At 37.8% G+C, this 24331-nt stretch carries 18 protein-coding genes; 12 read left to right on the top strand and 6 right to left on the bottom strand.

The genetic code is table 11. The features are described 5' to 3' along the window. The first annotated feature begins 33 nt into the window (after positions 1-33). From pruA to gatB, 5 genes are all read left to right on the top strand, one after another. A complete protein-coding gene (pruA, locus tag OE105_RS00180) occupies positions 34-1581 on the top strand; it encodes an L-glutamate gamma-semialdehyde dehydrogenase (RefSeq protein WP_275420743.1) in 1548 nt (515 codons plus the stop codon). A 480-nt stretch (positions 1582-2061) separates the two neighbouring features. Further along, complete coding sequence (locus OE105_RS00185; protein ID WP_275420744.1) at positions 2062-2520, top strand: YueI family protein; 459 nt, start codon at positions 2062-2064, stop codon at positions 2518-2520. A gap of 350 nt (positions 2521-2870) precedes the next feature. After that, complete coding sequence (gatC, locus tag OE105_RS00190; protein ID WP_275420745.1) at positions 2871-3161, top strand: Asp-tRNA(Asn)/Glu-tRNA(Gln) amidotransferase subunit GatC; 291 nt, start codon at positions 2871-2873, stop codon at positions 3159-3161. Positions 3162-3175: 14 nt separating this feature from the next. Then, positions 3176-4633: an Asp-tRNA(Asn)/Glu-tRNA(Gln) amidotransferase subunit GatA gene (gene gatA / locus OE105_RS00195; protein ID WP_275420746.1), complete on the top strand. Its 1458-nt coding sequence runs from the start codon at positions 3176-3178 to the stop codon at positions 4631-4633. A gap of 12 nt (positions 4634-4645) precedes the next feature. Further along, positions 4646-6076: an Asp-tRNA(Asn)/Glu-tRNA(Gln) amidotransferase subunit GatB gene (gene gatB, locus OE105_RS00200; protein WP_275420747.1), complete on the top strand. Its 1431-nt coding sequence runs from the start codon at positions 4646-4648 to the stop codon at positions 6074-6076. Between the two features lie 428 nt (positions 6077-6504). Here gatB and OE105_RS00205 read toward each other — a convergent pair whose 3' ends face one another. Both OE105_RS00205 and OE105_RS00210 read right to left on the bottom strand, forming a co-directional pair. Further along, on the bottom strand, positions 6505-7923 hold the full coding sequence (locus OE105_RS00205; RefSeq protein ID WP_275422054.1) for an NAD-dependent succinate-semialdehyde dehydrogenase: 1419 nt from the start codon (positions 7921-7923) through the stop codon (positions 6505-6507). Between the two features lie 467 nt (positions 7924-8390). Next, on the bottom strand, positions 8391-9620 hold the full coding sequence (locus tag OE105_RS00210) for a dicarboxylate/amino acid:cation symporter (RefSeq protein WP_275420748.1): 1230 nt from the start codon (positions 9618-9620) through the stop codon (positions 8391-8393). Between the two features lie 822 nt (positions 9621-10442). On the opposite strand from OE105_RS00210, the gene OE105_RS00215 reads away from it, so the two are divergent. From OE105_RS00215 to OE105_RS00230, 4 genes are all read left to right on the top strand, one after another. Next, on the top strand, positions 10443-11966 hold the full coding sequence (locus tag OE105_RS00215) for an FMN-binding glutamate synthase family protein (RefSeq protein ID WP_275422055.1): 1524 nt from the start codon (positions 10443-10445) through the stop codon (positions 11964-11966). 201 nt (positions 11967-12167) lie between these two features. Beyond that, positions 12168-13070 carry a 3-hydroxyacyl-CoA dehydrogenase gene (locus tag OE105_RS00220; protein ID WP_275420749.1) on the top strand — a complete coding sequence of 301 codons (903 nt, stop codon included), beginning with the start codon at positions 12168-12170 and terminating at the stop codon, positions 13068-13070. 274 nt (positions 13071-13344) lie between these two features. Further along, positions 13345-13743: an IS200/IS605 family transposase gene (gene tnpA / locus OE105_RS00225; protein WP_275420750.1), complete on the top strand. Its 399-nt coding sequence runs from the start codon at positions 13345-13347 to the stop codon at positions 13741-13743. A 12-nt stretch (positions 13744-13755) separates the two neighbouring features. Further along, complete coding sequence (locus OE105_RS00230; protein WP_275420751.1) at positions 13756-14865, top strand: RNA-guided endonuclease InsQ/TnpB family protein; 1110 nt, start codon at positions 13756-13758, stop codon at positions 14863-14865. A gap of 288 nt (positions 14866-15153) precedes the next feature. Here OE105_RS00230 and OE105_RS00235 read toward each other — a convergent pair whose 3' ends face one another. Continuing rightward, positions 15154-16065 carry a diacylglycerol kinase gene (locus OE105_RS00235; protein WP_275420752.1) on the bottom strand — a complete coding sequence of 304 codons (912 nt, stop codon included), beginning with the start codon at positions 16063-16065 and terminating at the stop codon, positions 15154-15156. A 206-nt stretch (positions 16066-16271) separates the two neighbouring features. Continuing rightward, positions 16272-17456, bottom strand: coding sequence for an endonuclease NucS domain-containing protein (locus OE105_RS00240; RefSeq protein ID WP_275420753.1), 1185 nt, complete (start codon positions 17454-17456; stop codon positions 16272-16274). A 464-nt stretch (positions 17457-17920) separates the two neighbouring features. Between OE105_RS00240 and rlmD the strand changes: the two genes are divergently transcribed. Beyond that, on the top strand, positions 17921-19291 hold the full coding sequence (rlmD, locus tag OE105_RS00245; protein ID WP_275420754.1) for a 23S rRNA (uracil(1939)-C(5))-methyltransferase RlmD: 1371 nt from the start codon (positions 17921-17923) through the stop codon (positions 19289-19291). Positions 19292-19325: 34 nt separating this feature from the next. Here rlmD and OE105_RS00250 read toward each other — a convergent pair whose 3' ends face one another. Together OE105_RS00250 and OE105_RS00255 are read right to left on the bottom strand one after the other, a co-directional pair. Continuing rightward, positions 19326-20804 (bottom strand): recombinase family protein, encoded by a 1479-nt coding sequence (locus OE105_RS00250; protein WP_275420755.1) that lies wholly within the window; start codon positions 20802-20804, stop codon positions 19326-19328. Beyond that, the gene (locus OE105_RS00255) at positions 20801-20971 is read right to left on the bottom strand and encodes a hypothetical protein (protein ID WP_275420756.1); all 171 of its coding nucleotides are present in this window, start codon (positions 20969-20971) and stop codon (positions 20801-20803) included. Before OE105_RS00255 ends, OE105_RS00250 begins: the two co-directional genes overlap by 4 nt. A gap of 847 nt (positions 20972-21818) precedes the next feature. Between OE105_RS00255 and OE105_RS00260 the strand changes: the two genes are divergently transcribed. Both OE105_RS00260 and OE105_RS00265 read left to right on the top strand, forming a co-directional pair. Next, positions 21819-23282: a type I restriction-modification system subunit M gene (locus OE105_RS00260; protein WP_275420757.1), complete on the top strand. Its 1464-nt coding sequence runs from the start codon at positions 21819-21821 to the stop codon at positions 23280-23282. Further along, positions 23272-24267 carry a restriction endonuclease subunit S gene (locus tag OE105_RS00265; protein WP_275420758.1) on the top strand — a complete coding sequence of 332 codons (996 nt, stop codon included), beginning with the start codon at positions 23272-23274 and terminating at the stop codon, positions 24265-24267. Before OE105_RS00260 ends, OE105_RS00265 begins: the two co-directional genes overlap by 11 nt. The last annotated feature ends 64 nt before the right edge of the window (positions 24268-24331 follow it).

Below are 24331 nucleotides of genomic sequence, written 5' to 3' on the forward strand. Positions count from 1 at the left end.
TGAAAACGGTTAAATTTTAAAGGAGGGGAAAGGATGGTCGTACCTTATAAAAGGGAACCATTGACGGATTTTACAGTAAAGGAAAATGAACAAGCCTTTTTGGAAGGAATTAAAACCGTTGAAAGTTATTTAGGAAAGGATTACGATCTAGTCATTGGGGGAAAACGGGTATCAACTGAAGAAAAAATTGTTTCAACCAATCCGGCGAATCCTAATGAAGTGATCGGACGAGTTTCCAAAGCGAATAAAGAGATCGCCGATGAGGCGATGCAAGTTGCTTTAAAAACGTTTGAAACGTGGAAAAAATCGAAACCGGAAATGCGCGCCGATATTTTGTTCAAGGCTGCCCACATCGTAAGGCAAAGAAAACATGAGTTCAGTGCATTGCTCGTAAAAGAGGCGGGAAAACCTTGGAAAGAAGCAGATGCGGATGTGGCTGAGGGTATCGATTTTATGGAATATTATGGCAGACAAATGTTGAAATTGAAGGATGGAATGGAAGTAGAAAGTCATCCTTATGAAGATAATCGTTTCGGTTACATACCTCTCGGCGTAGGTGTTGTCATTCCACCATGGAATTTTGCCTTTGCAATTATGTGTGGAACGACCGTCGCTTCCCTTGTGTCGGGGAATACGGTACTTTTAAAACCGGCATCTGCCACACCCGTTGTTGCTGCAAAATTTGTAGAAGTACTAGAAGAAGCAGGATTACCACCGGGCGTATTAAATTATGTACCCGGAAGCGGTTCAGAAATTGGGGATTATCTCGTTGAACATCCAAAGACCCGGTTTATTAGTTTTACCGGATCGAGGGAAGTTGGAGCAGGTATTTACGAAAAGGCTGCCAAGATTCAACCAGGTCAAATTTGGTTGAAACGAGTGATTGCGGAAATGGGCGGAAAGGATACGATTGTCGTCGATGATGATGCAGATATCGAAGTTGCTGCCCAATCCATTGTTACTTCTGCCTTCGGTTTTTCCGGGCAAAAATGTTCCGCATGCTCCCGCGTTGTCGCTGTTGGTGACGCCTATGAAAAAGTTTTAAATCGGGTTGTAGAATTGACGAAGGAATTAGCCGTTGGGGATCCATCGAAAAAATCAACCTTTGTTGGACCTGTGATCGATCAGGCTGCATATGATAAAATCATGCGCTACATTGAAATAGGCAAAAAAGAAGGAAAATTATTAACCGGTGGAGAAGGAGATAACTCCAATGGTTACTATATTCAACCGACGATTTTCGCGGATGTTGATCCGGAAGCAGTGATTATGCAAGAAGAAATTTTTGGCCCCGTCGTCGCCTTTACGAAAGCGAAAGATTTTGATGAAGCAATCGACATTGCCAATAATACGGAATACGGATTGACAGGATCGGTTATTTCTAAAAACCGTTATCATATTGAAAAAGCTCGGGAAGATTTCCATGTCGGTAATTTGTACATTAACCGTGGCTGTACCGGAGCGGTCGTCGGTTATCAACCCTTTGGTGGATTTAATATGTCTGGAACGGATTCGAAGGCTGGAGGTCCTGATTACCTATTACTTCATATGCAAGCGAAAACAGTTACAGAAAAATATTAGTGGAATATTTTTCGATTATGGCCCATCTTAAAGAAGATGGGTTTTTTTCTTTTCAATGAATACATATCCTTATTCATTCTAATCATTTTTTCCTCTTATGGGGAAATTATAAGGGAACTTTTCTTTTCATATATTTTCCCATATCCTTCCTCCACTCAACCTTTTAACGGTATGAACATTTTTTTCATTTCTACATAATAATAAACAGGAAGGTTAATCTGCTTTTTTGAAACGCAATGGTTTCAATCATACGGGAGATAAAAAAGTCCGCATCCAATCGTTCTATATTTATGCAAGGAAATCGTCGATTGTCTACGTTTATTTCGTATTAAAAGGAGAATACAAAGGAAAATTGATTTTTTAATCCAAGATTTTCATCCGATTCTTTCGTAATAAATAGAAAGATGATATACTGTATTGTAAATTTATTCACATGTATAGCTTAAATCCTTTTAAAGAAAACAAAGGTAGGTTGAAATTATGGGAAAAAGTGGCCCTAACCTGGATGACTATTTAAAAAAGGGAATGTATGGAGTAAAAAGCATAAAGGCAGATGAAAGACAACGATTTCTAGGTACAATTCGGGAACGGATTATTATCGCTTTATTTAAAGAACAAATTTACGAATCCGGGGTGTATCCGGAAGTAGAACAGGCGATGAAAAATCACCCAAAGGCGCGTTTATTATTAAATGGGAAGATATCATATGAATATTTAAGTAAATATATGAAACTTGCCAATAAAAGAAACATCCCTTTTACGGTCGTCCAAGATTTGGTCGATGATACGGATATCGGTCTCGTTTTAACATATGATTACGCAATCAACAAGGAACATATTTTTATTGAGAAAAAAGAAAAACAACCAAAGGCCCCTCCAACTGGAAATGGAGAAGGAGAAACAGGTATAAAAAGTTTTTTCAAAAAATGGTTTAAATAAATTTACTTTTAAATTTCATGCATTTTAGGAGTGGTCAAACCATTCCTTTTTCTATGGGAAATAATCGAATGACTGATATGCATATGGGTGTTTTTAACACAGGATGAAAGGGTATTAAGCAGGATTTGCATTTTAGCATTGCTCCCGTATTGACTTCATATGGATAACTTGGGAATTTTTTCTATAAGTACCCAATTCATCAGTTGAAAAACGGAACAATACATATAAATTCAATGTGTTTATTTCGTAAAAAGGTTAAATCATGATAAAATAAGTAAAGGTTTGTAAAGATTATGTTCCATTTTCAATGAACAGGCACGATTTTCGGAAATAATATGGAGGTGAAATAGATGTCAAGGATTTCAAAGGAACAAGTCGCCCATGTGGCTCACCTAGCTCGGTTATCCTTCTCTGAGGAGGAGTTGGAAAAATTTACACATCAATTGGATGCGATTATCACTTATGCAGAACAATTAAATGAACTTGATACATCAAATGTAAAACCGACATCCCATGTATTAGACATGAAAAACGTCATGAGAGAAGATGTTCCAGAAAAAGGATTACCGAGAGAAGAAGTATTGAAAAACGCACCAGATCACCAAGACGGACTGATTCGCGTACCGTCCATTCTTGAATAAGGAGGGAAAGGGTTATGGCTTTGTTCGATTATAAGTTAAAAGATTTACATGAATTATTACATAAAAAAGAAATCGCTGTTTCAGACCTTGTCGATGAATCTTATAAACGGATTAAAGAAGTCGATGGGAAAATTCAAGCGTTTATAACATTAGATGAAGAGCGGGCAAGAGAACGGGCGAAAAACATGGATGATGCGGTAGCTCGTGGAGAAGATTCAGGCGTCCTCTTTGGAATGCCGATCGGAATTAAAGATAATATCGTAACAAAAGGTTTGCGTACAACTTGTGCTAGTAAAATGTTAGAAAACTTTGACCCAATTTATGATGCAACGGTCGTTGAAAAATTACGGAATGCAGGAACGATTACAATTGGAAAATTAAATATGGACGAGTTTGCGATGGGATCTTCTACGGAAACGTCTTATTTCCAAAAAACATACAATCCATGGAATCTTGAAAGGGTCCCAGGTGGATCTTCGGGAGGGTCTGCTGCAGCCGTTGCAGCGGGAGAGGTTCCCTTCGCCCTTGGTTCAGATACGGGTGGTTCGATTCGTCAACCGGCAGCCTTTTGCGGAATCGTTGGCTTAAAACCAACCTATGGTCGTGTATCCCGATTTGGACTCGTCGCCTTTGCATCCTCTTTAGATCAGATCGGACCGATGACAAAAACCGTTGAAGATAATGCCTATTTACTTCAGGCGATTGCCGGATTGGATCAAAACGATTCGACTTCCGCAAATGTTCCCGTTCCAAATTATGTGGAACAATTAACGGGTGACATTAAGGGCTTAAAGATTGCTGTACCGAAAGAATATCTTGGTGAAGGTGTTGGCGAAGCGGCACGGAATGCGGTTTTAGAAGCATTGAAAGTATTGGAAAAGTTAGGTGCAACATGGGAAGAAGTATCACTCCCCCACTCGAAATACGGTGTTGCCACTTACTATTTACTAGCATCTTCTGAGGCCTCGTCCAACTTGGCAAGATTTGACGGGATTCGCTACGGATATCGCGCCAAGGATGCTCAAAACTTAATTGATTTATATAAAAAGACCCGTTCAGAAGGATTTGGTGACGAGGTAAAACGCCGAATTATGCTTGGAACCTTCGCTTTAAGTTCGGGATATTACGATGCTTACTATAAAAAAGCACAACAAGTTCGAACTCTTATTAAAAAAGATTTTGATGATGTATTTAAAAAATACGATGTCATTATTGGCCCAACAACACCTACACCTGCATTTAAAATTGGTGAGTTAATCGATGATCCATTAACGATGTACGCCAATGATATTTTAACAATTCCTGTCAATTTAGCTGGTGTACCTGGAATTTCTGTGCCATGTGGGTTCCATAACGGCTTGCCACTAGGCTTACAAATAATTGGGAAGCATTTCGATGAAGGAACGGTTTATCGAGTAGCCCATGCTTTTGAACAAGCAACCGATTACCATAAACAAAAACCACAATTGTAAGGGGTGAGACGAATGAATTTTGAAGCAGTCATCGGGTTAGAAGTACATGTGGAATTAAAAACGAAATCGAAAATCTTTTCTCCTGCACCGGCCCATTTTGGAGCCGAACCGAATACGAATACGAACGTGATTGATTTAGGTTACCCCGGTGTTTTACCCGTTTTAAATAAAGAAGCGGTTGAATATGCGATGAAAGCAGCGATGGCGTTAAATTGCGAAATTGCAACAGAAACAAAATTCGACCGGAAAAATTATTTTTACCCGGACAATCCAAAGGCGTACCAAATCTCCCAATATGACAAACCAATTGGAAAAAATGGTTGGGTTGAGATTGAAGTCGACGGGAAGAAAAAGCGGATTGGAATTACCCGTCTTCACTTGGAAGAAGATGCGGGAAAATTGTTTCACGGAGAAGATGGATATTCCCTCGTCGATTTTAATCGGCAAGGAACTCCACTAATTGAAATCGTTTCTGAACCGGATATTCGCACACCGGAAGAAGCCTATGCATATTTGGAAAAATTAAAATCGATCATTTTATATACGGGTGTATCCGATGTGCGAATGGAAGAAGGTTCGCTCCGTTGTGATGCAAATATTTCCCTTCGTCCAATTGGTCAGGAGGCATTCGGTACGAAGACCGAATTGAAAAATTTGAACTCTTTTAATTTTGTTCGAAAAGGATTAGCCTTTGAAATGAAGCGACAAGAAAAGGTTCTTCTTTCCGGTGGTGTGATCAAACAGGAAACCCGTCGTTTTGATGAAGCAACAGGTGAAACAATTCTCATGCGGGTGAAGGAAGGTTCCGACGACTATCGCTACTTCCCAGAACCGGACTTAGTCGAGTTGTATATCGATGATGAATGGAAAGAACGGGTCCGTGCTTCCATTCCCGAACTTCCCGATGAACGGAAAAAACGGTATGTGGAAGACTGGGGCTTGCCCGCATATGATGCAAAAGTACTTACATTGACGAAGGAAATGTCAGATTTCTTCGAAGCGACGGTGGAAGCTGGAGCAAAGCCAAAGCAAGCTTCCAACTGGTTAATGGGAGAAGTCAGTGCATATTTGAATGCAAAACAAGTCGAACTTCATGACACGACTCTAACACCGGAAAGTTTGGCAAAAATGATTCAATTAATCGAAAAGGGAACCCTTTCTTCCAAAATGGCGAAAAAAGTATTTAAAGAATTAATTGAAAAGGGTGGCGATCCAGAGAAAATTGTAAAGGAAAAGGGACTCGCACAAATTTCTGATGAAGCGACATTATTAAAATATGTCACAGACGTATTAGATGCAAACCCACAATCGATTGAAGACTTTAAAAACGGAAAGGATCGAGCTATCGGTTACTTAGTCGGACAAATTATGAAAGCGACGAAGGGACAAGCCAATCCGCCCCTCGTTAACAAACTGTTATTACAAGAAATTAAGAAACGATAGAGTTTCTTTCCAATCGAATTTATGACTGCCTTGCCCATGTGGTAGGGCAGTTTTTTGTATACTTAAAATTGAAACGAGCGAAAAGATAGGGTAACTTATTTGTGAAAGTTTTTACTTATCTGAAGGTAGAAGGGTTGTTTTGAGAGGAAACGTAACTTTTTTTAATTTGGTTATATTTTATAAATATTGCGTCTGTTGTCAAAGATGAAATCAAGAAGGTCGTAAAAAATGAAAGCAGAAGATACGGTAGTGGACTTCCCATTCAAATATTGTTTATCGTTCAAGGGACACCGATGTAAATAAAATTAAAAAAACCGTCGATCATTAATATAGATACTGGTACTCTCATTTACGACAAACATATTTTTTTAAAAAATTCAACCCAAGAAATGCTTTCGATCCCACATTCTTGGGCTGAGTAAATCCATTTAAATTTTTAATGAAACATATTTTATTTCAAGAAATTCATCGATGCCAAAATGCCCGCCTTCCCGTCCAATCCCACTTTCTTTAAATCCGCCAAAGGGCGCTTGGACGACGGATGGAAGGGCGTCGTTAATGCCAACGATTCCATATTCCAGTTGTTCAGCTATGGAGACTGCTGTTTTTAAATTTTCCGTATAGGCATAGGCAGCAAGACCGTAGGGAGTATTGTTAGCCCTCTTTACAACTTCTTCTAATTCCTCGAATTCCATCACTGGAGCGACCGGGCCAAAGGTTTCTTCTTGCATAATTTTCATGTCTTCCGTGGCCCCACTAATAATCGTCGGTTTCACGAAGTAACCGCCTTCAAATTCTGTTAGTCTCTTTCCTCCACTTTCGATTTTTCCACCCTTTTGAACCGCATCTTGAATATGGCTTTCCACTTTTTTATAGGCATCTTCGTCGATGAGCGGTCCAATTTCCGTTTCTGGTTCCAAACCATATCCGACGGTTAGTTTTTCCGATGCATCCCGCAGTTTTTCGATAAATTGACTTGCGATGGATTTTTCCACATATACTCGGTTCGTACAAATACATGTTTGTCCGCTGTTACGGAATTTCGATTGAAGAACACCTTGAACGGCTAAATCGAGATTCGCGTCAGCAAATATAATAAACGGTGCATGTCCACCTAATTCTAGAGAGATTTTTTTCACCGTATCCGCTGCTTTTCTCATTAAATGTTTTCCCACTTCTGTCGATCCGGTAAAGGTCACCTTCCGAACCCTTGAATCTTTTAATAATTGGTCACCAATTTCAGCGGGTTCCCCGGTGACGACATTAACCACTCCCTTTGGAATTCCAGCCAGTTCCGCTGCTTCAGCTAATTTCAATGCGGTTAGCGGTGTTTGTTCCGCTGGCTTAATAACGACAGTACAGCCTGCAGCAAGAGCTGGAGCTACTTTTCGGGTAATCATAGCAGCAGGAAAGTTCCATGGGGTAATAGCCGCTACGACACCGACGGGTTGTTTTAAAACGAGAATTCGTTTATCCGGATGGGAGGCGGGAATCGTTTCTCCATATACCCGTTTGCCCTCCTCAGCATACCAATAAACGAAACTTGCTGCATAAGTGATTTCGCCAAGGGCCTCTTTCATCGGCTTTCCTTGTTCTAATACGAGGGTTTCTGCAATCTCTTGTTTATTATCTAAAATTGTTTCGTACCATCTCCTGAGTAAATGGCCCCTTTGATCGGCTGTCATTTTCGACCATGTTTGAAAGGCTTTCTCCGCTGCATCGACTGCAAGTTTTGCATCTTCAGCACCACCCTTTGGAACCGATCCAATTTGTTGTCCGTTTGCAGGATTTATAACTGGAAAGGATTCATTGGAAACAGCTTTCACCCATTTTCCATCAATGTACATCCGATTTAATAAAACGGCTCGTACCGTCAATATAATCACCTCCAATAGTTTTATATATCATAATTATACTAAATATTTAAAAAATAATATACAATATTATTATTTGAAAAGAAATTATCAGTATTATTGCAGTAAAATAAGTAGTCAAAGGTTCATTTCCGTTTCTAGAAAGTCCACATTTTTTCTGTTCTTAAGCAGGAAAAATGGAAAGATGTACGAAAAAATGGATTCTCCTTTAATATGGTAGGGAAGAAGGGGGGATCGAATGGTTGAGATATCTGTTTGATTGAATCCGCTCCATTGTTACGAAAAGGGAAAATTGGTTTCACTGAAAATTTCCGACAATCCTTTTATAGGAATGGACTGAACGTGATGAAAGGGGTAGTTATTTTGCGATGGAAAAACCCTTGGAAACTTCACGAGTAACCAAGGGTTGTGAAAAGATGATTAATAAAAGTCTAGTTGCTTTATAAATTTTCTTGATTCGTAATCCAATCTTTTCCTTCCAAGTGTCTCGTAACAAGCATGCTGGCTACTGTATCACCTGTTGCATTGACCATCGTAGCTGGAGCATCAACGACAACCCCAATGGCGGAAATAATCGGTAAAGCAGCAGGAGGAAGACCGTACATCGTGATAATCATTAATTCCCCCATAAAGCCACCTCCTGGAATACCAGACATCACCGTTCCAGATAAAAGGGCGATTCCAATCGCGGTAAGAAATGTATCAAACCCAGTGAAATCCATATTAAATACGCCGAAAACGAAGGCGATTTTTAAAATGGCTGACAAACAAGATCCGTCCATATGAATCTGTGCACCAATTGGGAGAATTGTTTCCCGAATATCTTTCGGTATCCCGATTCTTCTTGCTGCTTCCAAATTAATCGGCAATGTACCGACACTACTTCCAGTTGCTAAGGCTGTGGCAGCGGGGGATAAAATATGTTTCCAAAATCGAATGACTCCCTGTTTACCCCCTGCCAAAAATGCGTACAATGTAAAACCGATAAAAAAGTATAAAACCGAAACAGGGAAATAAATGAGAAACGCTCGGGCATAATCTCCTAAAATTTGAGGTCCGATCGTTCCGATTAAGGAGGCGAAATATGCACCGAGTCCAATGGGTGCATAATACATAATAAGTTGAATGAGTTTCATAAACACTTCCGATGCGCTGTTTAGAAATTTTGCAAATGCTTGTCCCCTTTCACCAGATAAACCGGTTGCCACGCCAGTTAATATGGCGAAGACAATTAATGCGAGCATATTTTTTCTCGATAATATATCGACAAAATCCGAAACGGTAAAGGTAGCAACTAATTGATCCGCTAAGCTCAGCTTTTCAACGGTTTCAGGGTCCTCTAAAGGAATATTTGCCCCTTGTGCAGGTGGAAATAGAACGACTGCAACAAGCATAATAATGGAGGCGAGAATACCGGTAATAATAAATACAGTGAGCATTGTCCCCATAATTTTCCCAAGTCGCTTCATACTATCCATGTTAGCAATTGCCGAGGAAATGGAAAAAAATACGAGGGGGACAACGACCATAAATAATAAATTTAAAAATAAATCCCCCAATGGACGAATAACATCTGCTTTTTCACCGAATAGTAAACCGATAAAGATACCGATGATAATCGATGATAGCAAAATTAGTGGAAAACGATAAGCTTTAAGTCTTTGTACCATATGTATGCCCCTTTCTTTCATAGATAGATGAAAACAGATAATGAAGGTATTTAAAACTATTTTTGGAAGTAATAAAAAACATATCCTTCTAAAAAGTTCAAATCGAATACTATCATTATATAGAAAACCAATCATATATGGAAGGATGAATGAACAATGGTAGTAAGTCTTTATAACATCTGTTCATCATGAAAAAACAAGTGAAGGGTTCTACAATGGAAGGAGATCACAGGCTCATATCAAGATATTGATCAATTTCTAAAAAACCTCGGTTCGTTCTGTTTTTCCATTTTATTATGTTTATAATGGTATTCCATTTTTTGTCGTTTTTAACTGTTGATTTGTATACTTTTTCCTTTCGTAGCATGCCGACTATTCTTTCCTTTTATTGATTATCACTTTATTTGAACTTTCGATATATTGGCAATATATTATAAAAATTTAAACTATATAATCTTTTATAATGTCGTTAATCCTGGAAAATTTTTTATGACTTCATATATGAAGAATTTTTTGAGGGCTTATTTTATTGTTTGTACAAAAATATTTTTATATGATTTACAAGGAGTGAACAAATTTCAGTTTTTTTATTCAATGATAAAAATTTGCTATTCTATACATGGAGAATAAATAACTATACGATGACCAAATTTAGTGAAAAGGGAATTGGAAAATAATTATTCGAGGATGAACACTTTTTATTTTGAGTTTCTAATATTCATTGATTTGTATAATGATTGAAAAGAATGGCATCCATCCGCCAATTGAATCATTGGAAAGGGGTTGTGATTTGTGAGCGAAATTTTAACTGCAGTGATTTTTATGATTTTAATTATTCCGGGACTTTTTGCGATATTTTTCCTTTTTTATGATCGAAGACAGCAAAGTCATTCCGTTCTCCGCAATTATCCACTTATTGGAAGGATGCGCTATTTTTTGGAGCATATCGGTCCAGAGCTTCGCCAATATTGGTTTATCAATGACAATGAAGGCCAACCTTTTTCGAGGAAAGACTATCAGGACATTGTCATTCCTGCAAAATATAAAAAAAGAATTTTAGGATTTGGATCGAAACGGAATTTTGAAGAAGGTGGATTTTATATAAAAAATTCGATGTTTCCAAAACAAACGAATGAACTCGTCATCGATCAAGAGCCGAAAATCCAAACGAAGGTGTACGAAATCGATAAAGAAAATTTATTCTCCAGAAAAGAACATCGAGTTGATCGTGTAATTGATCCGTACTTACTAAGTGATAAGGATGCGATCATAATTGGTCCAAATTGTCGAAAACCGTTTCGAGTGAAGGGACTAATTGGCATGTCTGGTATGAGTTACGGAGCCCTCGGCGAACGGGCAATTACCGCCTTATCGATCGGCCTTGGTCGAGCTGGTGGTACGTGGATGAATACGGGAGAAGGGGGGCTTTCCGATTATCATTTAAAAGGGAATGTGGATTTGATTATGCAGATCGGTCCGGGATTATTTGGTGTTCGAACGAAAGATGGCCAGTTTTCGTGGGAATTATTGAAGAAAAAAAGCGAACTGAAGCAGGTAAAAGCAATCGAATTGAAATTGGCACAAGGAGCTAAAGCGCGGGGAGGACATGTGGAAGCTGAAAAGGTGAATCCAGAAATTGCAAAAATCCGAAATATTGAACCGTATCAGGCTGTTGATAGTCCCAATCGGTTTAAAGAATTTACGGATCTACCTTCCATGTTTGATTTTATTGAAAATATTCGAGATGTGACTGGACTGCCAGTAGGTATCAAAATCGTCGTTGGAAAACGTACGGAAATCGAACAATTGGCCAAATTAATGAAAGAAACGGGTAAAGGGCCGGATTTTATTACGGTGGACGGAGGAGAAGGAGGGACAGGAGCTACATATCAGGAATTGGCGGACAGTGTTGGATTACCCCTTCGTTCAGGTTTGATGCTTCTTCATGACGTTTTAACAGAATACGGAGTTCGTGATCGGGTGAAAATTATCGCATCTGGAAAACTGTTTACCCCTGACCGAATTGCCGTCGCCCTTGCATTGGGGGCTGATCTCGTCAATATCGCCCGGGCTTTTATGGTAACGGTAGGTTGTATTATGGCGCAAGTTTGCCACACGAATCATTGCCCGGTCGGAGTGGCAACGACAGATCCAAAATTGCAAAAGGCTTTGAGCATCGAAGAAAAATCGTATCGAGTCACTAATTATTTAGTCTCCCTTAGGGAAGGATTATATAATTTAGCTGCAGCATGTGGAATTGAAAGCCCGGTTTATTTTACTCGAGAACATATCGTTTATAAAGATAAATACGATCGATTGTATGAGTTGAACCAATTGAAAAAATAGCATTTATATTATTTTGAAATAACCTTTTCAAATTAATCAAGTTTTTACTTTTTCCCTTGTATATACAAGGGATGTTTTTAAATGGAACTAATTTAATATTACTCCTTTTGAACCGGAGGATGAAACCCTTTACAAAGGTTCGTAATAGGTATATGATGAAAATGTAAACATTATGTTAAAATAACAAAGAGAGGGGTTCAAATGAATTTTAAAAACATTACTGTTGCTGGTAGCGGAGTGTTAGGAAGTCAAATCGCTTATCAAACTGCATTTAGTGGATTTGATGTAACCGTTTACGACGTGACTGACGAGGCTTTGGAACAAAATAAAAAAAGATATGAAACGTTAATGAAACGGTATCAAGAAGATTTACATGCAACAGAAGAGGAAGTAAAGGAAGCTTATGAACGGTTATCCTTTAGTTCCGACTTAAAAGAAGCAGTAAAAAATGCTGATCTTGTTATTGAAGCGATTCCTGAAGTGGTGAAAATTAAAACGGAATTTTACAGCCAATTAGGAAAAGTGGCACCTGAACATACGATTTTTGCAACAAACACTTCGACCCTTTTACCGAGCCAGTTTGCTGAAGCGACCGGTCGCCCAGAAAAATTTTTAGCCCTTCATTTTGCGAACGAAATTTGGAAAAATAATACGGCGGAAATTATGAAGCATCCGGGAACCGATGAAAGTGTGTTCCAAGCAGTAATTGAATTTGCAAAGGCAATTGGAATGGTTGCTCTTCCACTTCATAAAGAACAACCGGGCTATATTCTCAACTCCCTTCTCGTTCCTTTATTAGAAGCAGCTGAAATGCTATGGTTAAATGAAGTGGCTGACCCGGAAACGATCGATAAAACATGGATGATTGCAACAGGGGCACCTAAGGGACCGTTCGCCATTTTGGATATTGTCGGTATTACGACTGCGTATAATGTAGTAAATGCAAAAATTGCTGCAGGTGTGAAAGATGAAAGGCTTAAGAAACTAGCTAATTTATTAAAAACGGAATATATTGATAAAGGAAAACTCGGTGTAGCAACAGGTGAAGGTTTCTATAAATATCCAAATCCTTCCTATGCTGACCCCAACTTTTTGAAAGGATAAACAAATTATTCAATGGTAATTCAAAATAACAAAAGTGATCAAACCTCTGTATGAAATTCAAGGAAACAAACATTCATACAGAGGTTTTTTTCTTTATATATTGATAACTGTTGGGTTGGCGATAGGCCGTTTTTAACATCTTTCCGAAAGAAGTCTCCCACTTCTAAACGAAGTGAAAGTGTGAGATGAATTTCGGTTAGGCGTAGGTATGAGTTGTCTCTTTTTTTGTGTTATGATATAATCAGTATTATAAAAATGAAAGGCTGTTTTACCAATGAAATTAGATAATAATAACCATTCAGTGTTCTCGTTGTATTATCATCTTGTTTTGGTGGTAAAATATCGCAGACCAGTGATTGATGATACCATATCTGACTATGCAAAAGATATGTTTGTGAGACTGGGTAAAAATTACAATATTTCCTTGGTCGAATGGAATCACGATATGGACCATGTGCATATTTTGTTCAAAGCACATCCGAATAGTGAACTGTCAAAGTTCATCAATGCTTATAAAAGTGCAAGTTCTCGACTGATCAAAAAGCATTTTCCACAAGTGAAAAGAAAACTGTGGAAAGAATATTTTTGGTCAAGAAGCTTTTGCCTGCTTACAACGGGTGGTGCACCCATTGAAGTCATCAAAAAATATATAGAAAATCAAGGGATGAAGTGATGGGGTGTCGATATGGCAAACAAAGCCTATCAGTTCCGTCTGTACCCAACAAAAGAACAAGAACAACTGCTCGCCAAAACCTTTGGTTGTGTCCGTTTCGTTTACAACAAAATGCTTGAAGAACGCATACAAATTTATGAAAAGTTCAAAGACGACAAAGAAGCTTTGAAAAAACAAACATTTCCGACCCCTGCCAAGTACAAAAAGGAGTTTCCTTGGCTTAAAGAAGTGGATAGCCTTGCGCTGGCAAACGCCCAATTGAATTTGCAGAAAGCGTTTCAAAATTTCTTTTCCGGTCGTGCTGGATTTCCAAAGTTCAAAAACCGCAAAGCGAAACAGTCGTACACGACAAATGTGGTCAATGGCAACATTAAGCTTTCCGATGGCTATATCAAGTTACCCAAACTGAAATGGGTCAAGTTCAAGCAACATCGGGAGATTCCTGCCCACCACATTATCAAGGCTTGTACGCTCACGAAAACAAAAACAGGAAAATACTATATTTCTATTCTTACAGAGTACGAACATCAACCTGTACCAAAAGAAGTGCAAACGGTTGTTGGCTTAGATTTTTCCATGAACACGTTGTATGTCGATAGCGAGGGTAAGAGAGCCAATGATCCTCGATTCTATCGTAAAGCATTGGAAACATTAGCAAAGGAACAGCGCATTCTATCACGCAGAAAGAAAGGATCTAATCGTTGGCATAAACAGCGTCTGAAAGTTGCAAAGCTACATGAAAAAATTGCGAACCAACGAAAAGACTTTCTGCATAAGGAGTCGCACAAATTAGCGAAACTTTATGATTGCGTGGTCATCGAAGACCTCAACATGAAAGGGATGTCACAAGCCCTCCATTTCGGTCAAAGCGTTCATGACAACGGCTGGGGCATGTTCACCTCTTTCCTTCAGTACAAATTGGAAGAACAGGGGAAGAAACTGGTCAAAATCGACAAATGGTTCCCCTCATCCAAAACGTGTTCGTGTTGCGGTCAAGTCAGGGAGTCTCTATCGCTTTCTGAGCGTACATTCCGCTGTGAATGTGGATTCGAAAGCGACAGGGACGTCAATGCAGCAATCAATATCAAACATGAGGGCATGAAACGATTAGCGATAGTCTAACTTGTCCTCGAACCGTGGGGCACACGGGGATCGCTCGGTCAACTTCCCATCATGAGATGGGATTACCCGAGAAGCCCCCACCTCTAAGCGAAGCGTAGGTGGTGGGAGTATGTCACATTTCCTCGAGTTTGTTCATTTATAGACAACGATTCTTTCAATGCAATCATCCATTTCCTACTTATTACAAAACTGATTCGGACTGTTTTTAAAAAACATAAATAGATTGCATTGATAGGAACAAAATAGGTTTCAGTATATGTAAAGTTCACGGTCATCCTATTCATTTCATCAAGTAAGGTCCTTCGGGTTCAACTTATTTATAGGAGCGAATATTTCCAAATGCCGATGTAAATTTTCAAATTCGGCTGGAGTCGTTCCACCCAATTCGCCATCTAGATTGATCAATACTTCTTCTGGCGACGTAACTTTGATATGTTTTGCCTTTGTATAAATGACCTTCGAATCATGAATATGTTCTCCCCGCAAGGCTAAAGTGACTAATCGGATAAAATCAGCGAGGTTCGTTTTTTTCAACAAGATTAAGGTAAAGTAGCCGTCGTTTAGCGATGCGTTTGGGGCTAATTTTTCAAAGCCACCAACGGAATTTGTCAAGCCGATTAAAAATAACATCGCTTCCCCTTCAAATACTTTACCGTCATATTCCATCCGAATTTCCGATGGCTTAATAGATGGAAGCATTTCGATTCCTTTTAAATAATAAGCTAATTGACCGAGTACAGTTTTTAATTTGCTAGGTACCTCGTAAGTCAATTCGGTTAATCGGCCACCACCGGCAATGTTGACAAAGTATTTATTATTGAATCGACCGATATCGATCGGTACCGTTTCCCCCTTTGTGATTACCTCTGTTGCAGCGATAATATCTCGGGGAATATGTAATGCCCTTGAAAAATCATTCGTTGTACCTACGGGGATCAGCCCTAATTTTGGTCGATATGATTTTTCAGCTAATCCATTCACTACCTCACTTAACGTTCCATCTCCGCCTGCTGCAACAACGACGTCGAACTGCCTTCGAACAGCTTCTTCAGCTGCCTTCGTGGCGTCTCCCGGACCTTTCGTTGCATGGCAAGATGTTTCGTATCCGGCATCTTCCATTCTTTCAATCACATCAGCTAAATGTCTGCGAAACACTTCCCTGCCTGAGGTTGGATTATAAATGATACGTGCTCTTTTCATCCTACATCATCCATTTTCATATTTTTTCGTAACTATAACAATAATAGCTTATCTTTGCATGAACGGCAAATCGGGTGGCAAAAAATGGTATATTTACTTTTCGGGTAATATCTAGGGTGTGATGGTTTCCAGACTTTTAGTTTCGTGTTGTTCTCGCATCAAAAAATAGAGTAATTATACGAAATGTTGATGTTCCTCCGTAGATATTATTTGTAAAACGAACGAAGAAAATCAAATTCAATGCCCTTGTCCTTTCCTTTAAAATGGGCCTTTACAATTGTCACTGCAAAAAGAGCTTCGATTAAATTTCCAACTTGTTGATCAACCTGTTTATCCTCTAATGAAATTTCCCCAATCCATAACAGTTTTGACGGCTTTTGATTAGAAGAATCTTGAATATAATATCCAAAGGATGAAAGTGCTTGATAAACATCTTCCCATAATCGTTTCGGCAATCCCTTTGCATTAAATTTTAATTCATAATAGGGGAAAAGAGCCCTTTTTTCTGTTCGTAAATATTTATGAAATCCGTATTGTGTCGTAACATGGTTTTTCCCTTTCCCGACCTTTACTTGAATAAACCTGGAGATGTGATCTGCAAACACCGGTTTATTTCCCCGATAACCAATCGAACCGATATAAATTTCACATGGCAGTCCTTCGGGAAAGTCCTGTGAAAAGAGTGTGTACGGAATTTCATATCCTTGCCACGTATTTTTCGCTTTGCTTACCTTAATTGGCGGAGATTCGAGGTTTCGTCTTATTTCAATCTGTTCATCAAATAAGAACCGATGAAAAGGAAGATCCATGATCTTTTTAAAGAAGGCATCTGCCACTTCTTGATTTGCCTTTGGATCTTGACTCAATTCAGGGCTTGCGTCTTTCGGCATGAAAAATTGGTAAGAAGTGTACGGAATGCCAAAGGGAGATGTTTCCTTTAAATATTCTTGAAAGCTCATTTTTTCAACAGATTTCGCTTTTTTATGTAATTTCCCTTTTTGAAAAATGTCTTTTAATAATGGCTTATCCACTTCTTTTAAATAATTGAAAACGGTTTCTGTTTTTATCTCTTTCCACTCAATGTTGTTTTGGTTGCATACGTTTTTAACTTCTTCAGGAACCGTTTGTCCGACGAGCATTCCACGAACGTTCTTCTTGATCGTTCGCTTCAGTCGATTCACATAGTCGAGAATTTGTTCGATGTGTTCTAGCTGAATCATGTCTTTTTTCAATTCAACTAATAAGACATGTCCGTTTTTGTCTCGAAAAGTTAAATCGGTCCGTCTCGATTCCAGCTGGCCCTGCCTTTCCATTAATGCTAAACCTTCTTCGATCAGTTCAGGGTGAATGACAAGCACATCTTCCAGTTCCTTTTCAGAAAGAATATACATGCGATTTCACCTCTCCAATACACATTGTTTTACATTTATTATATCAAAATTTTCTGAATGATCGTTTTGTAATGTTTCCTTGGTGTAAAATGGGGAAATTAGGGATTTTAAAATGGAAAAACGTTTGGCAAAGCTACTTTCATATTTGCATTAAGGTATCACGAGAAAATCTAGTAGCATTGTTTGATCTATATAAACGTATATCCAATTTGTGAACCGTACCTTTTAGTGGAGAATCAACGACTATTTGACGATTTTCAATAGGGAAAAGTAGTCCAATATGAAGTGAAAAACGCAGATGTTTGTATCACTGGGGGACACCCTTATTATTTCTTCATAAATATTAATGAATATTTCCGTTTTCAAAATCTCCTAGTTAGAACTTAAAATGGCTTTCTAATTCATATTTTTGTATAATGACTGCTGTAAGACAGATATGAAATACAAAATTGAAGGTGATTCGATTGACAGAAAGCATACCAGTGAAGAAAAACGATTATGTTGATATACAATTTGAAGATTACACCCATGACGGAATGGGCGTTGGAAAGATCAACGGATATCCGATCTTTGTAGAAAAGGCGCTTGTCGGTGAGCAGGCGAAAATTAAAATCGTCAAAGTAAAGAAAAGTTATGGTTACGGAAAATTAATCGAAGTGTATAAAAAAAGCCCCTTTCGACGGGAAATTCCGAAAGAAGAAGAACATCAATACGGCGGTTGCCAAATACAACATATGACGTACGAGGGACAATTGAAATTTAAAGAGGATTACGTCCGACAAGTGTTAAAAAAGATTGGGAAGCTGTCGGATGTTCCCGTCCGTCCAATCATCGGCATGGATGAGCCAAATCATTATCGCAATAAAGCCCAAATGCCGGTCGGTCAAAAGGATGGAAAACTCATATCCGGTTTTTATCGTCCGAGAAGCCATGAAATAGTAGATACAGATGAAAGCATCATTCATCTTCAAGAAATTAACGAAGCGGTAAAAGTCGTTAAAGAAGTGGCCTCTACCCTCGGCATCCCCGCCTATGATGAGAAAAACCATAAAGGGGTATTGCGTCATATTTACGCTCGCTACGGAAGGGAAACGGGAGAGTTAATGGTCGTCCTTGTAACGCGCACGGAACAGATTCCAAAGAAAAAACAACTCGTAACCGAACTAACTCAACGACTCCCCAAATTGAAATCACTCATCCAAAATGTGAATCCGAAACGGACGAATGTCATTTTAGGGGAAAAAACGAAGGTGTTATGGGGAAGGGAAAACATTTATGATTACATCGGGAACGTGAAATTTGCCATCTCCGCTAAATCCTTTTTCCAAGTGAATCCGGTTCAGACGAAAGTGCTGTATGAAAAGGCGCTGGAATATGCAAACTTAAGCGGAAAAGAAACGGTGATTGATGCGTATTGCGGAATTGGAACGATCTCCCTCTTTTTAGCTCAAAAGGCAAAAAACGTTTACGGTGTGGAAGTCGTCGGTGATGCGATCGAGGATGCCCGCCGAAATGCGGAACTGAACGGTATAACGAATGTGAAATTTGCCGTTGGAAAGGCAGAGGAAGTTATTCCAAAATGTGCGGAAGAGGGAATTCGAGCGGATGTAATCGTCGTCGATCCCCCTCGGAAAGGTTGTGACGAAAAATTAATCCAGACGATGCTGGAAATGAAACCGGCTCGGATCGTCTACGTCAGCTGTAATCCTTCCACTTTAGCAAGGGATTTACATATGTTGGAAGTCGGCGGTTACCGAACGATCGAAGTCCAACCGGTGGACATGTTTCCGTATACGAGCCACGTTGAGTGCGTTTCGCAGATAGTTTTAAAATAAAAAAGTGAGGCAAGATAAGGTTTTTCTCTTGCCTCTATTCAATTTTAGGTGTGGCAAACCGGTAATGAATTATTGGTGTACCGTCCTCTTTTACCTCGATTCGATTAATCAGTCGATGAAGAATATCCTCGGTTAATTTATCGAAATTTAGGAATTGAAGTAATTCCTTTTTGAGCTTTTCAATCGTTTCGATTACATCTTCGTTTTCCATCAATGTAAGAAGTTCATTTTTCTGTTCGATTAATTCAGTTAATTCCTTGTTCGTTGCTTCAATACTCTCCTGATATTCTTCATGGGTAATGATTCCGTCAGCTAACAGGTTGATGAATTTTCTTTTTCGATTTTTTAAAACATCCATCTGTTTGTTAATCTTATTGATTTTCTTTTGAGAATGCGATTTTGTACTTTTCGATTTTCTCTCCATCTTCTTTATATATTTCTCTTTATCAACTTGTTGAATTAAGGTTTGGATGTCATCTAGGATCGTTTCTTTTAGAAAATCCTCTTTTATCGTGTGGGCGGTACAAGTCTTTTTCCCATGACGGGCATAACTTCCACAAATGTAGCCCCGACGATTACTTCTATACCACATTCCAGTCCCACAGTCGGCACAAAAGAGAACGTTAGTAAAAAGGTGTTGTTTTGGTGCGGGAATATATTTACCCCGCTGTTTTAATTGATTTTGGACAGCATCAAACGTTTCCCTAGATATAATTGGCTCATGTGCATTTTTGATAATAAACTGTTCTTCTTTAGGAACGTTTTTTCTTCTTTTATTTGTTACACTTACTGTCGTTGTTCTTCCTTGAACAAGATCCCCAACGTAATGGGGATTTGTCAAGATGCATCTAATGGTAGAGTCATGCCACTTATCTCCTGCGTTTGCTTTTCCAGCAACTTGAGCAGGTGTTGGAATTCCTTCATTATATAGCCGTCTTGCAATACTTTGTCGTCCATTTCCTTCCAAATATTCTTTGAAAATCCGTCTAACAATATTTGGTGTTTCATCATCTCGGATATACAATTTTCCATCTCTTACTTCATACCCATATGGAGGGTTTGATCCTTTAAAAAGTCCATTTTTTGCTCGAGTTTTTAATGTCTCTTTCACACGATTACTCGTGTTTTGAGATTCTTGTTCGTACATCCATGCATAAAGGCCAAACATATGAGTGTTCCCTGTTAATGTATTAATCGCATTATCTAAAGTAATGATGTGAATCCCTTGGTTTTCACATAAGTTTTTGATTTTATAGGATAATTCTCCATTTCGGGCAAGGCGTGATAACTCTTTGGCAAGAATGATATCGAACTTCTTATCCTGAGCATCTTCAATAAGTTTTTGAAGTTCTTCTCTTTTTGCCGTCGTCCCGCTCTCAACGTCGATATAAAATTTGTAAATATCCCAACCTTTTTCCGCTATATAGTTATAAAACAGTTTTTGCTGATATTTTAAGGAATCTTTTTGTTCTTCTTTATCGGTAGAAACACGGACATATACTGCACATCTCATTTTAAATCATACTCCTTCTCATCATTTTGAGATGTAGCAGTGTTTACCTTACTAGCATTATTGACGAGTTCTTCAATTTTATGATCAATAATGGAATTTATAACATCCATGAAGGTGAGCGAAGTATCTGCAAAAATTCGCTCAACAGTGTTTTCTGATCTATTCATGATTTATCGCTCTCCCTTTTATAATTTTTCAATATAAAAAAATCCGCAGAATTACATAACCAACAATGTGAATGGTTACGTAACCTCTGCGGATCTCGCTTTTTATTGGGTTACACTATTTATTTGACTTTGTACAAATATTCTTCAATACGACGTTTAGATGAATGTAGTTTTTCGATGAATCGACGTTTTTTAGTATTTCAATAAGGGTATTAAATACTGTAAATATCTATTTTCTTCTAATGGTTTATTCGTTCTAATATAGACTGCAGGGACTCCCATGTTGTTTTGTTGTAAAACATTATTAAGTGAACTAAAATTTCTTAGTAATTTATCATCATCACTATGGATAGTATTTATTTGATTATCCACTGTTACGATATGGATTTTGTTTTGCTTATAAAGATTTTCTAATTCCATCAATAGCTCAGTATTTCTATAAAGTCTTGATGGATCTCTTGACGAACATCTTCAATCATCTCTCTTTGACTTCTTAAATTTTTTTATCTGCAAGATTTTTGTTTATAGTTCGAATATAACCTGCACATTGCATAATATATTCATCTCCTTAGTTATTTGTATTTTTCGATTTGCATAAAGTATTGTATCTTCGTTTTTTCATATTTGAAGAGGAAAAAGGAATTTTTTTAAAAAAATTTGACTAACCGATTTGTTCTGAAACATTATACTTATCGATTCAATGTATTTTAATAGGATTTTAAAATTTTTAAGATATTTTGGATTAATCAATTGGGTAAATAGTTATAGGTCTCCCTGTTTAACCTTTTAATAAAATGAGATAAATAGGTATAATGAAGATATATCAGATGCAGCAGGAGGAAGTTAAATGATTACAGGTGAAATTAAAAATAAAGTAGATAAAATATGGGAAACGTTTTGGACAGGTGGCATCACAAACCCACTGACTGTTATTGAACAATTTACTTATCTGTTATTTATAAAAGGTTTGGATGAAACGGAAACAATTAAAGAAAAAGAAGCGGAAATTTTAGGTATCCCCTTTGAGGGAATTTTTCCAGAGGATAAACAGCATTTACGTTGGCACCGTTTTAAACAGCTCGGCTCACCAGAAGAAATGTATCGAATCGTTTCGGATGAAGTTTTTCCATTTATTAAAAATTTACATGGCAAAAATAATTCAGCATACGCCAAGTACATGGGCGATGCCATGTTTTTAATCCCAACAGCGAATATGCTAGCAAAAATTGTCGATGGCATTGACAATTTGCCTTTAGATGACAGAGATGTTCAAGGAGATTTATACGAGTATTTACTTTCAAAATTATCAACGTCCGGTACCAATGGACAATTCCGCACACCTAGACATATTATCAAAATGATGGTTGAGCTGATGAAGCCCACACCGGAAGATATTATTATTGATCCTGCCATGGGGACGGCCGGATTTTTAGTTGCAGCAAGTGAATATTTGCGTAAACATCACCATGATTTGTTCATTGTTCAAGGTTTAAAAGAACATTACCATAATACCATGTTCTACGGAAATGATATGGACCGAACCATGCTACGGATCGGTGCCATGAACATGATGCTTCATGGTGTAGATAATCCAAATATCGAATATCGTGATTCTCTCTCTGAGTTGAATAAAGATAAAGAAAAATATACGTTAGTATTGGCTAATCCTCCATTTAAAGGCTCCTTGGATTATGAAGCCGTTTCAAACGATTTGTTGAAGATCGCAAAAACGAAAAAAACGGAATTATTATTTTTATCTTTATTTATTCGCATTTTAAAACCGGGAGGACGAGCGGCGGTCATCGTTCCAGACGGTGTGTTATTTGGAAGTTCAAAAGCACATAAAACGATTCGCAAGGAAATTGTTGACAATCATAAATTGGAAGCGGTCATTTCCATGCCCAGCGGCGTGTTTAAACCGTATGCAGGCGTTTCAACGGCAATTTTGATATTTACGAAAACGGGTGCAGGTGGAACAGACAACGTTTGGTTCTATGACATGAAAGCAGACGGCTTTTCATTGGACGACAAACGTAATCCGATTGAAGAAAATGATATACCGGATATTATCGAACGATTTAACAATTTAGAAGCAGAAAAAGAACGAAAACGAACAGAACAATCGTTCTTCGTACCAGTTGAGGAATTAAGGGAAAATGATTACGATTTGTCAATTAATAAATATAAAGAGATTGAGTATGAGGAAGTGGAGTATGAAGAGCCGGAAGTTATTCTGGGGAGAATTGAGGTTCTAGAAAAAGAGATTATGGAAGATATTGTTGAATTAAGGGTGTTAATAAATGGAAAATAAATTAATGGATAATATTTTTCTTAAAGAGGTAATTGAATTAATATCTGGTCGAGATCTTAAAAAATCACAATACAACTCTGAATGTAAAGGTATACCATATATTATAGGTGCAAGCAATATCAAAGATGGTAATTTGGTTGTAGAAAGATGGACAGAGCAACCAACAGTTATCGGTAAGAAAGGAGATGTTATCCTTTCTGTGAAAGGAACAGTTGGCTTGCACTGCATATTACAAGAAGAAGAGGCTCATCTTAGCAGGCAGGTTATGGCATTAAGAGTAAAAGATGGTTTTCTAAATGAATATATAAGATATTTTTTAGCATTTTATATAGAAAAATTAAAACTAAAAGCAAAAGGAATGATTCCAGGGATAACAAGAGAAGATATTTTACTTGCTGAAATTCCTAATTTCAGTATAGATACACAAAAGAAAATAGTAAATGTGTTAAAAAAATCAGAAACTATTATCAAAAAACGCAAAGCCCAAATCGAAGCATTGGACCAATTAACGCAAAGTGTGTTTTTGGAGATGTTTGGGGATTCCTTTACAAATGATAAAAACTTTCCTATTAAACCTCTTAGTGATATTGCGTCAGTAGGTTCTAGCAAACGAGTTTTTGTAAAAGAATTAGTAGATGAGGGAATTCCCTTTTATAGAGGAACTGAAATAGCTTCTTTAGCAATAGGGGAAAATATTACACCTACTCTCTTTATTACTAAAGAACATTATAAAAGTTTAAAAGAAGCAAGTGGAGTGCCAAAGATTGGAGATTTGTTATTGCCGTCAGTATGTCCAGATGGTAGGATTTGGAGAGTAAACGATAGCAAACCTTTTTATTTTAAAGATGGTCGTGTATTATGGGTTAATTTTACTAACAATGATATTAATACTATATATGTACAATATGCTTTAAAGGACAAATTAATTAGAGATTATATAAATATAGCATCGGGTACAACAGGTACCGTCAAGAATTTTGTGTAAGGTTCTATAGAGTATCCTCAGATTATGCTTTATTTGATAATAAATTCATTTATCTGTTTCCCAC

Source organism: Fervidibacillus halotolerans (assembly GCF_026547205.1).
Taxonomy (GTDB): Bacteria; Bacillota; Bacilli; order Bacillales; family Caldibacillaceae; genus Fervidibacillus; species Fervidibacillus halotolerans.

What these genes read in the sequence shown, in the direction of transcription:
- pruA (WP_275420743.1), top strand. Translation starts at nt 34, where the DNA reads ATGGTCGTACCTTATAAAAGGGAACCATTGACGGATTTTACAGTAAAG.
- OE105_RS00185 (WP_275420744.1), top strand. Translation starts at nt 2,062, where the DNA reads ATGGGAAAAAGTGGCCCTAACCTGGATGACTATTTAAAAAAGGGAATG.
- gatC (WP_275420745.1), top strand. Translation starts at nt 2,871, where the DNA reads ATGTCAAGGATTTCAAAGGAACAAGTCGCCCATGTGGCTCACCTAGCT.
- gatA (WP_275420746.1), top strand. Translation starts at nt 3,176, where the DNA reads ATGGCTTTGTTCGATTATAAGTTAAAAGATTTACATGAATTATTACAT.
- gatB (WP_275420747.1), top strand. Translation starts at nt 4,646, where the DNA reads ATGAATTTTGAAGCAGTCATCGGGTTAGAAGTACATGTGGAATTAAAA.
- OE105_RS00205 (WP_275422054.1), bottom strand. Translation starts at nt 7,923, where the DNA reads ATGTACATTGATGGAAAATGGGTGAAAGCTGTTTCCAATGAATCCTTT.
- OE105_RS00210 (WP_275420748.1), bottom strand. Translation starts at nt 9,620, where the DNA reads ATGGTACAAAGACTTAAAGCTTATCGTTTTCCACTAATTTTGCTATCA.
- OE105_RS00215 (WP_275422055.1), top strand. Translation starts at nt 10,443, where the DNA reads ATGATTTTAATTATTCCGGGACTTTTTGCGATATTTTTCCTTTTTTAT.
- OE105_RS00220 (WP_275420749.1), top strand. Translation starts at nt 12,168, where the DNA reads ATGAATTTTAAAAACATTACTGTTGCTGGTAGCGGAGTGTTAGGAAGT.
- tnpA (WP_275420750.1), top strand. Translation starts at nt 13,345, where the DNA reads ATGAAATTAGATAATAATAACCATTCAGTGTTCTCGTTGTATTATCAT.
- OE105_RS00230 (WP_275420751.1), top strand. Translation starts at nt 13,756, where the DNA reads ATGGCAAACAAAGCCTATCAGTTCCGTCTGTACCCAACAAAAGAACAA.
- OE105_RS00235 (WP_275420752.1), bottom strand. Translation starts at nt 16,065, where the DNA reads ATGAAAAGAGCACGTATCATTTATAATCCAACCTCAGGCAGGGAAGTG.
- OE105_RS00240 (WP_275420753.1), bottom strand. Translation starts at nt 17,456, where the DNA reads ATGTATATTCTTTCTGAAAAGGAACTGGAAGATGTGCTTGTCATTCAC.
- OE105_RS00250 (WP_275420755.1), bottom strand. Translation starts at nt 20,804, where the DNA reads ATGAGATGTGCAGTATATGTCCGTGTTTCTACCGATAAAGAAGAACAA.
- OE105_RS00255 (WP_275420756.1), bottom strand. Translation starts at nt 20,971, where the DNA reads ATGAATAGATCAGAAAACACTGTTGAGCGAATTTTTGCAGATACTTCG.
- OE105_RS00260 (WP_275420757.1), top strand. Translation starts at nt 21,819, where the DNA reads ATGATTACAGGTGAAATTAAAAATAAAGTAGATAAAATATGGGAAACG.
- OE105_RS00265 (WP_275420758.1), top strand. Translation starts at nt 23,272, where the DNA reads ATGGAAAATAAATTAATGGATAATATTTTTCTTAAAGAGGTAATTGAA.